Below are 14,482 nucleotides of genomic sequence, written 5' to 3' on the forward strand. Positions count from 1 at the left end.
CAGGCCCGGTAAGCGTTATCGCCACCGGGCATTTTTGCGAACATTATTCCCTGAAAATGTATGCATTGCCGTTGAGAGTTTTTATCCTATAAAGCGCCTCGCAGGCTTAAAAGTTGCCTGATGTGGATAATGCGATAGGCGAGTAAGGTCCCGTCATCTTGTACTGCGGGTGATGGATCGCCATGAAAAAAAATATGACCTCTACGCCGCATGATGCGGTGTTTAAAAGGTTTTTAGGCCATCTGGAAACGGCGCGGGATTTCCTGGATATCTGGCTTCCGGAATCGCTACGCGACCTTTGCAACCTGAACACACTGAAGCTTGAATCCGGTAGTTTTGTGGAGGAAGACCTGCGGGCCAGTTATTCCGATGTACTGTGGTCACTGCAAACAACGAAGGGAAAGGGCTATATCTATGCGCTGATTGAGCATCAAAGCTCTCCGGATGCCCATATGGCATTTCGGCTGATGCGCTATGCCATTGCCGCGATGCAGCGTCATCTCGACGCTGGGCATAAAGCGTTACCCCTGGTGGTGCCGATACTTTTTTACCATGGTGTGGAAAGTCCATATCCCTTTTCGCTGAGTTGGCTGGATGAATTTGCAGAGCCAGAGATAGCGCGACAGCTTTATGATGCACCGTTTCCGTTGGTGGACATCACCGTGGTGTCTGATGATGAAATTATGCAGCATCGGCGGATGGCTTTGCTGGAGCTTGTTCAGAAGCACATCCGCGAGCGTGATCTGATGCTATTGGTGGATAAGCTGGCGGTCCTGCTTGTTAAGGAACACGCTAATGACAGCCAAATAGAAACGCTGTTTAATTACTTGCTACAGTCTGGCAGTGCGACCCGATTTGAGGCGTTTATTCGTAAGCTGGCCGGGCGCGTTCCCCTACACAAGGAGAGATTAATGACCATTGCTGAATGTTTACGTGAGTCGGGGAGAAAAGAAGGAAAACTGGATGAAGCGTTGCGGATTGCACATGCCATGCTTGAAAAGGGTATCGATCGCGACCTGGTGCTACTGATTACCGGGCTTTCCATTGATGAGCTGATGGAACACTCCGACTAATCTCCTTTATTTCCGTTATGCCTTTTTCTTCTTGCTGATGCTTTTTCGTTTTTTAAACCGCAGCGGCCTTCCCGCTATAGTCATTTCATTACTCAATGGGCGGTTAATTCAAAAGGATAAAAACGTGAAGCTGAAGAAACCCTATTTCGGGGCCGGGGCTGCGGTATTGCTTGCAGGATTACTGCTGGCAGGTTGTGACCAGCAAAGCAGTGATGGAAAACACATTAAAGTCGGCGTGATTAACGGCGCAGAGCAGGATGTGGCAGAGGTCGCGAAGAAAGTGGCCAAAGAGAAGTACGGACTCGATGTTGAGCTGGTGGGTTTTAGTGGTTCGTTACTGCCCAACGATGCAACTAATCATGGTGAGCTGGATGCCAACGTCTTCCAGCATCGTCCGTTCCTTGAACAGGATAATAAAGCGCATAATTACAAACTGGTGGCGGTGGGCAATACCTTTGTCTTCCCGATGGCCGGTTATTCGAAAAAAATCAAAAGCGCGGCAGAGCTAAAAGACGGCGCGACGATTGCGATACCTAACGATCCCACTAACCTCGGACGCGCGCTGTTGCTGCTGCAAAAAGAAAAATTAATTACGCTAAAAGACGGTACCGGTCTGCTGCCGACAGCGCTGGATATCACTGATAATCCGCGTCATCTGACAATCATGGAGCTGGAAGGCGCACAGCTGCCGCGCGTGTTGGACGATCAGAAAGTGGACGTGGCGATCATCAGTACCACCTATATTCAACAAACTGGGCTTTCTCCGGTACATGACAGCGTATTTATCGAAGATAAAAACTCGCCGTATGTGAATATTCTGGTGGCGCGAGAAGACAATAAAGATGCCGGGAACGTAAAAGAATTCCTGCAATCCTATCAGTCTCCGGAAGTCGCTAAGGCAGCGGAGAAAATCTTTAATGGTGGCGCGGTACCGGGCTGGTAATAACCCTCTGTAGCCGCGCCGCTCGGTGTTATACCGCTCGGGCGCGGCGGCGGGAGTCCATTGATATCAGCACCACTGAAGAGAGGATCAGCAACGTGCCCAGCCAGTCTGGCAGGGTAAACGTAATCCCTAACAACAACAGCGACAACAGGGCGCTGCTTAACGGTTCTGCACAGCTCAAAATACTCGCTTTCGGTCCGCCAATCATCTGCGCGCCTTTCAGGTACAAGCTAAACGTCAGCGATGTGCCGATCACCACCAGATAGAAAAATGCCAGAATCAAACTGCCATTGACCACGAAGTCCGTTCCCTCTCCGGCATAGAACGGGAGCAGGATCAGGCCACCTATCAACATGCTCCAGCCAACAATCGGCAGCGTACCGTAACGGGCGATAAGCGTAGAGGGATAGGTGGTATAGAACGCGGCGGCAAAGGCGGAGGCAATCCCCCAGAACAGCGCGGCAGGGGAAATAGACAGCGAGGTTGGGTTGCCGTGAGTCACCAGCAAGAACGTGCCAATAAGCGAGGTCAGAATCGCGGTGAACACTAAAATACCCGGTCGTGCTTTACGTACCACGGAGAACCACGCCACGATAATGGTCGGTGACAAAAATTGCAGCACCGTTGCGGTGGCGGCGTTGGATTTTTCAATGGTCAGCAGAAAAGTCAGCTGTACAGTGAGCGCGCCGACCACGGAAAAGATCAGCAGGCTGATGGCGTCTTTGCGATTTTTGATGATGGAAAAGACTTTGTCGCCGTGCACAAACGAGAGCATCAGCAGAATGAGTCCGGCGAAAATCAGGCGCGTCATGGTCAAAAACTGCGATGACATCTGACTTTGCTCCATGATGTACTGCGCGCAAACGCCCGAACTTCCCCATAATACGGCGGCTATCAGGACGTTTATCATCCCTCTTCTGGTGGAACTCATTATTCCCTCGGCATGGTTGTATTGTCTTATTTGTGTGCAGGTATCATATCAGAGATGGTATGGATCTCTGCCTGCACATCCGCCATCAGCCAGTCATTAAAGATTTTCACCTCAGGGCGCATAGCCGCGTGCTGTGGTGTGACGATGTAGTATGACCATGTCAGAGGCCAGCGGACGTTGGGATGAAGTTGGACCAGTTGCCCGTCAGTAAGAAGTTGTTGCACCAGCGCGCGGCGCACAATGGCCACACCCTGACCACTGAGTGCTGCCAGAATCACGGTGGCGGTGGAGTTGATGTGCAGCCTGCTTTCGCGTGTAGCGGGAGCATGGGTAGCATTCAGGACATCGTCCCAGGAAGGAAAATTGGCACCGTGGTGGGGGGTATCATCATGGATCAGCTTCTGTGTGACCAACCATTCACCACAGGATATTTTTTCTATTGGCGCGAGGCGCGGGCTGCAGACCAGAACGGCTTCTTCATCCATCAGCCAGGTTTTGTTGACTCCTGGCCAGTCGCCTTTTCCGCAGCGCACGCCCAAATCCGCTTCGCCGTGGGCGACATCCATCAATTTTTCCGTCACGTTCAGACGTAGTTCGATATTTTCATGCGCCTGCGAGAAACGGTTGAGACGACTCATCAGCCAGTTCATCACCAGTACCTGAGAGGCGGTGATGATTACCACTGAGCGTGCCCGACGACCGCGCAGTTTATTCAGCCCGGATTCGAGGTTATCCAGTCCTTGGGTAATGTCGCGTAATGCGTCCTGCGCTTCACTGACCAGCGTGAGGCGCTCTTTACCTGAACGGGTTCGGTGTAACAGCGGATGGCCCACCCAATCTTCCAGTGCGCGTACCAACTGCCCGACAGCGGCGGGCGTTACGCCCAACTCCTGTGCAGCGCCGGTAAAGCTGCCATGGCGGGCGGTGGCCTCAAAGGCGTGTAGCCATTTTAGTCGATTGAGTAAACGCATCTGGTTTTGTCCCTTCTCATTTGCAGTTCTCAGTATACGCCTGCGAGATAGATTTTCTTTCTGGTGTCGCTATTTCTTCTCATTCGTCATCACCTCTGCCGGGTGGCATCTTTAGCGCATCAAGGTATTTTTGAAACGAGGTTAACGATGAGTGCATTATTTGCCGGACAAAAACTGTTAGTGGTGGGCGGGACCAGTGGGATGGGATTTGAAACTGCGAAACTGATCCTGAAAGAGGGCGGGCGTGTGGTGCTGGTCGGTAATCGTGCCGATAAAGCTGAGCAGGCGCGTCAGGCGTTGGCGGCAATGGGTGATGTCGCGGTCATTATTGCGGATCTGATGTCAGAAGCCGGAATGCACCAGGTGATGGAAACGGTGAATACTGCACACCGCGACATCAGCCTGCTGGTCAATGCGGCCGGGGTTTTCTTCCCGAAACCGTTTATTGAACATGAAGTTGCAGATTATGAGCTGTACATGAGCCTCAACCGTGCGATGTTCTTCATTACCCGGGACGTGGTACGCAATATGGTGACGGCAAAAATTAATGGTGCCATCGTGAATATTGGTTCGATGTGGGCACAACAAGCGATAGCGGCGACGCCCTCTTCGGCTTACTCGATGGCAAAAGCGGGTCTGCATGCCTTAACTAAAAATCTGGCCATTGAACTGGGGGGTAGCGGTATTCGCGTTAATGCCGTTTCTCCAGCGGTGGTACACACACCTATCTATGAAGGGTTTATCCCGAAAGAGGACGTGCAGGGTGTGATGAGCAGCTTTGATAGCTTCCACCCGATAGGTCGGGTTGGTACGCCGGGTGATGTTGCAGACGTCGTTGCCTTCCTGCTGTCTGAGAAGGCTGGTTGGGTGACCGGGGCTGTCTGGGATGTGGATGGTGGTGTGATGGCGGGGCGCAATGCCTGACTAAATATCCCCCGCGTGGCGGGGGATTACGTAGAGAGATTAAGGCGCAATTGGTGTCAGATAATCCAGACGCAGCGGCTCGGCCAGCAGATCGTTCATTTGCAGGATAAACGTCTGGAAATGTGGCAGGGCAATATGTTCGTCCAGGCCAGCCTGACCACGCCAGGATTCGCGTACGTAAAATACATCCGGCGTATCGCGCAATTGAAACAACGCATACTCAATATTGCCTGGTTCCCGACGCGTGGGCAGCAGTAAGGCCTGCAGTGCCTGTTTCAGGGCGTCGGTTTTCCCATGTTTGGCTTTCAGTACCGCAATAATAGAAATCACTTCAGCGTCAGACATATTAAAACCCCTCCAGAACGATTTTTCCTACCGAGCGACCGGTTTCAATTTGTGCATGGGCTTTTTGTAAGTTCACTGCAGAAATAGTGCCAAAATGCTCGCCCAGAGTGGTACGGATTGTCTGACTGTCGATCAGTTGCGCCACGCGGGTCAGCAGCTGGTGCTGGGCAATGATGTCATGAGTCTCGAACATTGACCGGGTGAACATAAATTCCCAGTGCAGTGAAATGCTTTTGGCTTTCAGCGGGCGAGCATCAAGGAATTCCGGGTCGTCAATTAGGGCCAGTTTACCCTGCGGGGCCAGGGCGCCAATAATCTGCTGATAATGCTGTTCGGTATTGTTCAGACTGGCAACGTGTGTGACCTCTTTAACTCCAATTCTTGCCAGCTCTTCGGTCAGCGGTTTGCTGTGATCAATCACATGATGCGCACCTGATTCACGCACCCATTTCTGGCTTTCCGGGCGCGATGCCGTGCCGATAACGGTCATTTTGGTCAGTTTACTCGCCAGTTGAGTCAGGATAGAACCGACGCCCCCCGCTGCACCGACGATCAACAATACATCGCCTTCGTTGCCATTTTCCTCTACACCCAGGCGGTCGAACAGCATTTCCCATGCGGTGATGGCGGTCAGTGGCAGGGCGGCGGCAGAGGCGTTATCCAGCGATTGCGGCTTCAGCGCGACAATGCGTTCATCAACCAGCTGAAATTCGCTGTTACTGCCCGCCCGACCCAGCGCGCCGGCATACCAGACTTCGTCGCCCGGTGTGAATAACGTCACGGACTCGCCGACGGATTTCACCACGCCCACCGCATCCCAGCCCAGTACACGTGGGGTGTCAGCGTTGAACCCCTCGCGAACTTTGGTATCAACAGGGTTAACGGAAACCGCTTTCACCTCAACCAGCAGGTCATGCCCTTTGGCAACTGGTGTGGGCAGGTCAATCTCTTGTAAAAATGCGATGTTACTGCCGTCGGTTGCGGCGCGGGTAATGGCGATGGCTTTCATAATCTCTCCGGTTACAGGAATCTTTTATACCCGTCATACTTCAAGCTGAATGTGCGTTGGCTGCGCTCGCTCACCCCGTCACATAGTTTTCTATGCTCCTGGAGATTCACTCCCTTGCCGCCTTCATGCAACTCGAATTATTTAGGGTATATCAATTGATATAATTCGATGGTAAACCGGCATCAGAACGGGAAAAATAGCCTCAAGGCGACAGGACTTATACTCGGGAAGTGAAAATGTTCAGGCTTGAAGATCTCACGTTGTTTGTCCGCGCCGCGGCGCTTAACAGTTTTAGTGATGCAGCACGCGAAGCTGGCGTCCAGCCAGCCCAGGTCAGTTCCGCGATTAAGCGTCTGGAATCCACGCTGACTACCCGTTTGTTTGCGCGCTCTACGCGCAGCCTGCGGCTGACGCCGGAGGGCGAGGTCTGGTTGCCTTATGCCCGTCAGATGCTGGACGTGATGCATGCCGGGTTACAGAAAATTCAGACGCCAGAGGATGAGATTTCCGGCACGCTGCAAATTGCGGTGCCGTCCGATCTCGGGCGTAACCTGCTGCTGCCTGTTTTTCAGTCATTTCGTCGTTGCCACCCCGCCCTGCGCCTGCGGGTCTTTTTCTCCGATCAAGTGACTGATGTGTTTAAAGATCCCGTCGATGTCGCGTTTCGTTATGGTAATACCGAGGATGCGTCTTACATCGCACTGCCCGTGGCTCCTGGTAATCGACGCGTGCTGGTGGCCTCTCCTGAATGGGTTATGCAGCACGGTGAGCCGCAAAAACCAGATGATTTAGCGCCGTTAAATGCCATGACTTTCGTCTTACGCGGACGGCTCCATGACCGCTGGACGTTTACGCGCAACGGTGAGGTCAGCAGTGTGCAGGTCAACAGCACGTTTATGAGCGACGATGCCGAAGTGATCCGTCGTCTGGCGATTGCCGGCGAAGGGATTGCGTATAAGTCGTGGCTGGACGTGAGTGAAGATGTGCATGACGGTCGGTTGCAGTTGCTGATGCCTGATTATCAAGGGGAAAAAGTCCCGCTAAATATGATTTGCCCGCACCGAAAACAGCTTTCAACGGCGGTACGACTGCTGCATGATGTCGTGAAGGCGCGGTGTGAAACGCTGATGGCACTCCCCGCTGGGCGCGATTAACCGCCTATGCTTTTCCTGTGGTAATACGGTTTAATCATCGTTAATCTATTTTTAAATTAAACTCATCGGAACTCCGATCAGTTTAATTGCAGCTGTTTTATTAATCATTATTAGCGAAATTAATAGCGTATTTTTAATAACCACAAATTTGATTATATTAAAATGTGGTATTTTCGTATGGTTTTAGACGAAGTATGTATACTTATTTAAATCTGTTTGACTAACATGTCATACATTGCTATATAACATAAAATACCCTTCTCTAATATCGGGTTATTTCTTCATCCCGTTTTTAAAGGGATGCACGGATGCTTTTTAAAATGAGGATAGAGAAGGCATGTTAAAAGCAATGACGATTAATGACGTCTTGTTTTATATCGAAGAAAACTGCGCAACGGGTGTTGATATAGACGACCTTACCCGATTTTCCGGGTATAGCCGAAGACATATTCAGGGAATGATAAAACAGCGAATCAATATGCCCGTGGGTCTCTATATTCGCAAACGTAGGATCACCAAAGCCGCCTCTTTTTTGCGTCTGACGGCAATGGATATCATCGATATTTCTGTACTGCTGGGATTCGACTCGCAGCAAACTTTTGCCCGTGAGTTCAAAAAGCTAACGGGGTATACACCAAGAGAGTATCGTAAAAGTGTGAGCTGGGATCTCTCGCCGCTGCTGTCGTATGCGCATCGCAGTGATATTATCGTCGGTAAACCACAGTTACGAACATTACCGGATGATTTTGTTACCGGTTTTCAGTATCGTTATGATTCGCCTGTCCCGCCAACCGATAACTCACACCGCCACCGTCTTAACCTGATTTTCGATCAGCTTTCCAGTTTAAAGCAAAATATATGGGCACTCACTGATTTTTCTCCCAATCCAAATTCAACGACGCGACTGAAGATAAAAACTATCATTGGCAGCAAGAATCATCATCCGGTGGGCGCTTATAACCGCTATGATTGCCCTTCTGGAAAATATGCCTGCTTTTCTTTCAGGTTCAGGAAAGAAACGTTTCCATTGTATTCAAGATATATTTATTTAAAACTAATGTCGGAGTATCAGTTAAAAAGAAAACCCGGCTGTGATATTGAGATTTTTCATTATAATCCGCAAGATATTATTAGTGGGACAATCACCTGTGAGCATTATATACCCTTAGAGAAATGACGATAAAAAATGGTTGACGAAAAAAGCTCCACTTTCGTGGAGCAAATCCCACCCAGCGCGCTTACATTATTAATGACTATTCATAGTCGGCATTGAAATACAATACAGCGCGAACCCTCCCGGGACTTATGTCGGTACTCATTTGATAATATTGTGCATAAAACGGAATTGAGAGCTTTTCCTTAGCCTGGTATGTGAACGTAGAGTTAAAGTCGATGGGACTTTTTTGTTGGTCTAAAACCTGAATACCGATTCCTGTCGCGCCTTTATGTTCGATATTGGGTAATACGCCAATGTTGTTATCCTGGCTGTTATGGCGTGTGCTCCAACGTAGGGTAACCTGCGCTGGCGTGGAGAAATCGCTGTTACATATCAAGTCGACAGAAAACTGTTTTTGACCTGTTGTGCTGCGGAGACCGTTAAAGCGTTCCAGCGCTACGTTAGGCAATTTTACGTTGATCGTGCGGTTGCCCTTCACCGTGCAGGAATGGTTGAGCAGCGTGATGTATTTTGCTGGCAGGACGATATCCACCACCGACTGCGACTGTGCTTCGCTTCTGATCTGCAGATTCAGCGAGCCTGACGACGCGGCTGCCGGAAGGCGGCTGTCCAGCTTAAGTAGTTCAATATTGATCTTGCTGTTTTTAAATTCGTCCGGCGCTGCCTTGAATGTCGATGGCCACTGGATGGTGCGCCCGGTTGCTGTTTCCAGCGAGATTTTCAGACCGATGCCGCTCACGTTACTGCGCAGGATGCCGGGTGATATCACTACCGATTGATCGCCTATCACCTGGGCGGTAAACGGTTGGCTTGTCGTGCACTCCGACCCTTGATCATTGGGCACCGAAATCGTACGCGTCTGGATCACGCCTCCGGACTGAACGGTACGTTTTACCGTGACGGTTTCCGGGGGTACGATCACCTTTTGCGTAGTGAGGGTACATGCGGCGCTGGCCGTCTGATGAATGCCCAACGCAATACCCAGAATAAAAGCAGTCCGTATTAGCGACATATGGCCTCCTGGCTTTTTAATACGACCGTACATTTCCCGTTTTCCAGAGTAACAAACACCGCTGGTGATGTGGTTTCATCGATGTAAAGCGCGCCGCCTTGTCCGACATAGCCAACATGGTTATTGTCGCGGTCACGGATAATGGCACCGAACGGCATTTTCTGCTGGCCCGAAAGGCGGGGATAAATAATCGTCTGTCGTCGCAATGTTGTTTCAAAGGTGACGGGTACGACGTTGCCCTCGTAAGGCGCAACTTTTCCCTGGGTTTTGCTGAATGTCAGGCCGTCAGCGGAGCCTTTTGGGTCGATTATCACGTCATTAACGCGCCACGGGCGTAGCCACGGCATGATGGCATAGCCATTTTTATCGAAGCGGGTTCCGGGTACCCCCGCCAGATGTGCGCCATCGGCATCCGGTGCGTAGACCAGTGCGACAGTATCTGAACTCTCCGGTGAGAAGGTGATTCCCCCCGCGTGGCCGACCAACATCCCGCTCATCCCGCCGCTGACCTGATGCCACGAATTACTTTGGCTCCATGTCCCATTCATTGAGGTGTAGGGGGTGCGGATCATTCCGTTGGCACCCCATTCTGCATCGCCCCCGCGGGCGTAGCCGGTATTGGCTCCCCAGACGATATTATTTTCATCGTCGGAGGAGGTGGTGAAACCGAGGCGTGTGTTGCTGGCTTTGCCGTTATTCGCATAGCTGTCAGAGGAAATCTGTGTGAATCCGGCGTTGTCTCGTGGCAGGAAATAGCTAAATGAGAGCATGAGCTGGTCGTCTTTGGTGACGGACCCGTGTTCATCTTCGTTCCAGAAACGCTGCGCCGATACGCTCCAGGTCAGGTTGCCCCATGAATTTGAGTAGCCTACGGAATACTGACGGTAATTGTCCTGCTGATCCCAGTACTTCCTCAGAGAGCCAGACAAATAAAATGCCCCCCAGGTGTCCGATAACGGCTGATTGATGCTGGCGCTGTATGACTGCTTCTCGCGTAATGACTGATATTGGTTGTCAGATGTTGCGGCATCCAGTGCATCGAGGGCGTCGCGTTGACCATAAAAATGGTGTGAGCTGTATTTGGCTTCCAGCCAGAGCGCGGTTTCTGACCACACAAGCGTGCGATTCCAGGTCAGGCGATACTGCTGACCTTGATGGCGATCGTCATCGAGATTCAGGCGTGATTGCGTAGCATCAATGGCGAATGCGCCGAGTACGCTGTTGAGGCCGCTACCGATCAAAGCCGACTGATAGCGTTCAAACCCGGACGCTCCACTATACAACGTGAGCGTGTTATTCAGGCCATGCTGCCAGTAAACCTGAGCGGCAAGCGGGTCGTTATCATAGTTATCTTCATCAATGGTGCCTATGGCCACGCTATAACGTGAAACGCCAGGTTTAAGTAGCTGCGGGACAGTGGAATAAGGCACGGTAAAGCGACGGATACGTCCGTCAGACTCCTGAATCGTCACCAGCAGCTCGCCTCCGGTATTAGCGGGAAGCACCGACTCAATCGAGAATGGCCCGGCTGGAACGGAGGACTGGTGAAGAGTTTGTCCGTCCTGAGAGATGGTTACCCGGGCATTGGTTTCTGCGACCCCGCGAATAACGGGAGCCCAGTTCAGCGTACTGTCCGGGCGCATTAAATCTTCAGAAGCCAGGCCCATACCGAGAATGGCAATGCTGTCGAACATCTGGCTGTCGGTATAAAACTTCCCGGCGCTGAACATGGATCCCCAGCCGGGGAGTGGCCGTTTTAACGTCGTGCGGTTATTGGCGTAATGGCTACCTGTTTTGTTGTCCCAGTTCTGGCTACCAAAATGCTCAAGCAACCATCCGCCAGCGGAACTCCGGATATCCATCCCCAGCCAGGCACTGTCCGTGCTGGCGCGATTGTGCCCCCGCTGCTGGGCGCTGTAATAATCTGCGTTGTAGCCGAAATTAATCGCCGGGATCCCCGGTTGCCATAATTCGGGTTGGACATAATTGCTTTCGATATTATTGACATAGGCCTGTGGGACGGTGATGCGTAGCTCAAGCTGGCTGGTATTGAGTTGCTCGGTGGCTTTCCCGCTGCGGTCCCATTCGGCGATGCTAGTACAGTGTGAAGGCTGTGCGGCCAATGTTTCATTCATTTTATTTGGGTCAATTCCCATCTCTTTGAGAAAAGCCCCGGAGTAACAGCTGACTAACTCCCCGCTGAGACTATATTTAAATAACAGCTCATGACGTCCGCGCCAGTTATCATTGATATATATATCGACAATATATTGACCCGGTAGTAATCCAGAAGTGTTAAAGGAACGCAAATCGTTAAGTGAAGCATTGCCCATCAGGATGGCATTATCAAACTCATAACGGGTATTGCTGTCTGCATGAAGCCCAACTGAAAATAATACGCCATGTAAAATCACTAAATAGGGTAAGGTAAGGATCCTTTTACTTAAATCCATTTTTATTCCTTTATGTTCCTTTTTTAATTAATGGCCGTTTTGAATTCCACAACACCGCCGTAATCACTGATCGCGTGTAAAATGACCGCTGTACCGGGTCTGACATTCTGTTTTGAGGTGACGGTGATGCTGCTTTTGGGTGACACCATAACGCCTTCTTTCAGCAGTCCATTACCTGACGCGGTTACTACATCCGCAACCGTAATGAAAAAGGGTGTCGGGTTGACCAGCGTTATGTCACCGTTGTTAGCGAGAATGTTCATCTTGCTTTCGGCATTCTGCCGTTCACCTAAGCCCGCCGGGCGCCAGAAAAACTTAAAGCGTGAACGAATGGCTAAGTTAAGCATCGATGAATTCTCTGTGACTTTACTTTTATCTACGGAGGGAATATCCAGAATGTTTAACCACCACAGTGTTTCTCTATCGGTGGCGATAATATGTTTGTCGCCTGTTTTTTTTATTCTTAGCGACTGCCCATTACCCGCATCAACGCGGGTAATGGGTGGTGAGATGATAAATGGGGTGACAATTTCTTCGGGAAGTTTTTCTGCGTCACCTTCATCGAGCCATACCTGTGCCAGTGTCGGTGTATTACCCGTATTGGTCATATGAATGGTGATTTCTGCCGCACCCTCAGAATAAATAAACCGGGTGCCATTAACGACTATATTATTTGCGCGTGCTGTATAAATGAAAAACAGAGCCAGTAAATAAACAAAGATTTTCATAGAACCTCTATCAAAATAAATGCCATAGCGCTAGCACTATGGCATTGTGTATTTAAAAATAATTAATGCTATACTTTATCAGTGCTGTAACAGGCCCCGGTGTTACAAATTTATCGTCGGTCAAAATATAACCCACGCTAAACTTATATGTGAATTTTGGATCATCCCCTTTGACATACCTTTCAGGGTCAAATCGATTTTCTTCATTATTAAGATTAATGCGAGTGCCATCACTGTCTTTTAATAATAGCGCTACATTTTTTGGGCCAGTTATGCTAGTGTTTGTAAGATATCCCTCTTTAGATACATTATTTACTTTACCCCATGCTAATTTTGGGGCGAAATTACCGAAAATAATATTGCAATTTTTAACCCGAATTGTTAACTCTTTTTTTTGTACATAATCATTTTTATTAATACCTGTAACCTGGACAGGATTTAGTCTCACTGTTTGATCCTGATCTTCGGTAAAAATTTGACAGGAGTTGGAATAAACATAACCACTGAAATTAATGGTTCCATTATTGTGGTTGGAGTTCCATGAGCTACCGATTGCCATGGCTGAAGACATAGAGACTGTACATGTAATTAACGTCACAATAGATAATTTATTCATAATTCGTTCCTTATTTAGATATCCCGATCCCTTGGTCGTTTTAGCGCAGATAGTGATTGCGCTCGATCAGGCTTACACCTGTATTAATTATGTAAGATAACCTGTCGTTGTATATCGTAAATTGAACGTATTTTGCTCATTAATTGATGTTAAGCATAGCAAATAAAGATGAGATATCATAAATTGTTATTATTATTCATCTTGAATCATGGTAAATGAATACTTGGAATGGTAATAAATTATTTAATAAATACAGTTAGTTGATGTGTTTTTGACGGTGTTAATTCATCTATGCTAGATGATGATAATCAAGGGTTCGAAAAAACCGAATGATCATATTGCACAATTAGCTAAATTTTCATAACGCAATCAGATTATCTTTAATCTTAAGTCATTACGCGACGTTGATTTTGTATACCATAATGCCAGGGAAGTATTTTCACTCATCATTTGAATGAAGGCCATCTATGCTTAACATGGACAGTAAGATCATACTGATTAGCAACCAGTCAATACAGACACAGCTCTTGTTGGATTATTTCAATAAGAAAGGCGGCATTCTTGTTGATTTTATTAATATTAATCGACCGGATATGTCGTCCATTTGTGATGGAAGCATTATTCTCTATGATATTCAGGCATCCAGTCAAAAAATTAAAAAAGTATGGTCAAGATTGCTCAATGATAATCAATGTCACGTACGGATCTACATTATCAATTACCTGAGATCGCTGTCGCTGTATGACTGCATGTCATGGCCGAATTTCGAGTCCGTCATCCCCAGCAATTGCACCATCGAGCATTTGCTTAATGTGATTAAAGAAGGTTATCAAACTCCCTGCTCAGAACCAACGCACACTCCGCTGCAAGAAAATATCGGTTGCACGCAACCCGATAACGATGCTTGGCTGCTAACGGAGAGGGAATATGAAATCCTGACTGAAGTGTCGAAAGGGGCATCTAATATGGAGATTGCTTATGCCTTTTTTATCAGTGAAAACACAGTGAGAACGCATATCTATAATATCTTCAAAAAGATCGCCGTGAGTAATCGAACCCAGGCTGCCTGTTGGGCAAACACCCATCTCAGAACCCCGATGCTGGATGAACTCCCCTGATCCTGATTGATGTTGGCGCAAAGCCGTC

The 14,482-nt window shown here is 49.0% G+C and carries 14 protein-coding genes; 6 read left to right on the top strand and 8 right to left on the bottom strand.

The window, feature by feature from the left end; all coding sequences use genetic code 11:
- Window positions 1–182: 182 nt before the first annotated feature.
- Together FDW98_RS22025 and nlpA are read left to right on the top strand one after the other, a co-directional pair.
- On the top strand, window positions 183–1,073 hold the full coding sequence (locus tag FDW98_RS22025; RefSeq protein WP_096759037.1) for an Rpn family recombination-promoting nuclease/putative transposase: 891 nt from the start codon (window positions 183–185) through the stop codon (window positions 1,071–1,073).
- A gap of 124 nt (window positions 1,074–1,197) precedes the next feature.
- The gene (nlpA, locus tag FDW98_RS22030; RefSeq protein WP_096759038.1) at window positions 1,198–2,016 is read left to right on the top strand and encodes a lipoprotein NlpA; all 819 of its coding nucleotides are present in this window, start codon (window positions 1,198–1,200) and stop codon (window positions 2,014–2,016) included.
- Window positions 2,017–2,044: 28 nt separating this feature from the next.
- Here nlpA and FDW98_RS22035 read toward each other — a convergent pair whose 3' ends face one another.
- Together FDW98_RS22035 and FDW98_RS22040 are read right to left on the bottom strand one after the other, a co-directional pair.
- Entirely contained in the window at window positions 2,045–2,947 is a 903-nt protein-coding gene (locus tag FDW98_RS22035) for a carboxylate/amino acid/amine transporter (protein ID WP_096759039.1), read from the bottom strand.
- Between the two features lie 26 nt (window positions 2,948–2,973).
- The gene (locus FDW98_RS22040; protein WP_137398956.1) at window positions 2,974–3,918 is read right to left on the bottom strand and encodes a LysR substrate-binding domain-containing protein; all 945 of its coding nucleotides are present in this window, start codon (window positions 3,916–3,918) and stop codon (window positions 2,974–2,976) included.
- Between the two features lie 147 nt (window positions 3,919–4,065).
- Here FDW98_RS22040 and FDW98_RS22045 point away from each other — a divergent pair, with 147 nt between their 5' ends.
- On the top strand, window positions 4,066–4,842 hold the full coding sequence (locus tag FDW98_RS22045) for an SDR family NAD(P)-dependent oxidoreductase (RefSeq protein ID WP_096759040.1): 777 nt from the start codon (window positions 4,066–4,068) through the stop codon (window positions 4,840–4,842).
- Window positions 4,843–4,881: 39 nt separating this feature from the next.
- Here the strand turns inward: FDW98_RS22045 and FDW98_RS22050 are convergent, their stop codons facing one another.
- Entirely contained in the window at window positions 4,882–5,187 is a 306-nt protein-coding gene (locus FDW98_RS22050; RefSeq protein WP_096759041.1) for a putative quinol monooxygenase, read from the bottom strand.
- 1 nt (window position 5,188) lies between these two features.
- Window positions 5,189–6,196, bottom strand: coding sequence for a zinc-binding alcohol dehydrogenase family protein (locus tag FDW98_RS22055; RefSeq protein ID WP_096759042.1), 1,008 nt, complete (start codon window positions 6,194–6,196; stop codon window positions 5,189–5,191).
- Between the two features lie 236 nt (window positions 6,197–6,432).
- On the opposite strand from FDW98_RS22055, the gene FDW98_RS22060 reads away from it, so the two are divergent.
- On the top strand, window positions 6,433–7,350 hold the full coding sequence (locus FDW98_RS22060; protein ID WP_096759043.1) for a LysR family transcriptional regulator: 918 nt from the start codon (window positions 6,433–6,435) through the stop codon (window positions 7,348–7,350).
- A 337-nt stretch (window positions 7,351–7,687) separates the two neighbouring features.
- Window positions 7,688–8,527 carry a helix-turn-helix domain-containing protein gene (locus tag FDW98_RS22065; protein WP_096759044.1) on the top strand — a complete coding sequence of 280 codons (840 nt, stop codon included), beginning with the start codon at window positions 7,688–7,690 and terminating at the stop codon, window positions 8,525–8,527.
- Window positions 8,528–8,603: 76 nt separating this feature from the next.
- Here the strand turns inward: FDW98_RS22065 and FDW98_RS22070 are convergent, their stop codons facing one another.
- From FDW98_RS22070 to FDW98_RS22085, 4 genes are read right to left on the bottom strand one after another with little or no spacing between them, the layout of a single operon-like run.
- A complete protein-coding gene (locus FDW98_RS22070; RefSeq protein ID WP_226794592.1) occupies window positions 8,604–9,572 on the bottom strand; it encodes a fimbrial protein in 969 nt (322 codons plus the stop codon).
- Window positions 9,530–11,992, bottom strand: coding sequence for a fimbria/pilus outer membrane usher protein (locus FDW98_RS22075; RefSeq protein ID WP_096759046.1), 2,463 nt, complete (start codon window positions 11,990–11,992; stop codon window positions 9,530–9,532). Before FDW98_RS22075 ends, FDW98_RS22070 begins: the two co-directional genes overlap by 43 nt.
- 23 nt (window positions 11,993–12,015) lie before the next feature.
- Entirely contained in the window at window positions 12,016–12,720 is a 705-nt protein-coding gene (locus FDW98_RS22080; RefSeq protein WP_096759047.1) for a molecular chaperone, read from the bottom strand.
- Between the two features lie 52 nt (window positions 12,721–12,772).
- Window positions 12,773–13,336 carry a fimbrial protein gene (locus FDW98_RS22085; protein ID WP_096759048.1) on the bottom strand — a complete coding sequence of 188 codons (564 nt, stop codon included), beginning with the start codon at window positions 13,334–13,336 and terminating at the stop codon, window positions 12,773–12,775.
- Between the two features lie 467 nt (window positions 13,337–13,803).
- Here FDW98_RS22085 and FDW98_RS22090 point away from each other — a divergent pair, with 467 nt between their 5' ends.
- Window positions 13,804–14,454 (top strand): LuxR C-terminal-related transcriptional regulator, encoded by a 651-nt coding sequence (locus FDW98_RS22090; protein ID WP_096759049.1) that lies wholly within the window; start codon window positions 13,804–13,806, stop codon window positions 14,452–14,454.
- Window positions 14,455–14,482: the final 28 nt, after the last annotated feature.

Source organism: Citrobacter sp. wls711 (assembly GCF_005281055.1).
Lineage (GTDB): Bacteria > Pseudomonadota > Gammaproteobacteria > Enterobacterales > Enterobacteriaceae > Citrobacter > Citrobacter gillenii.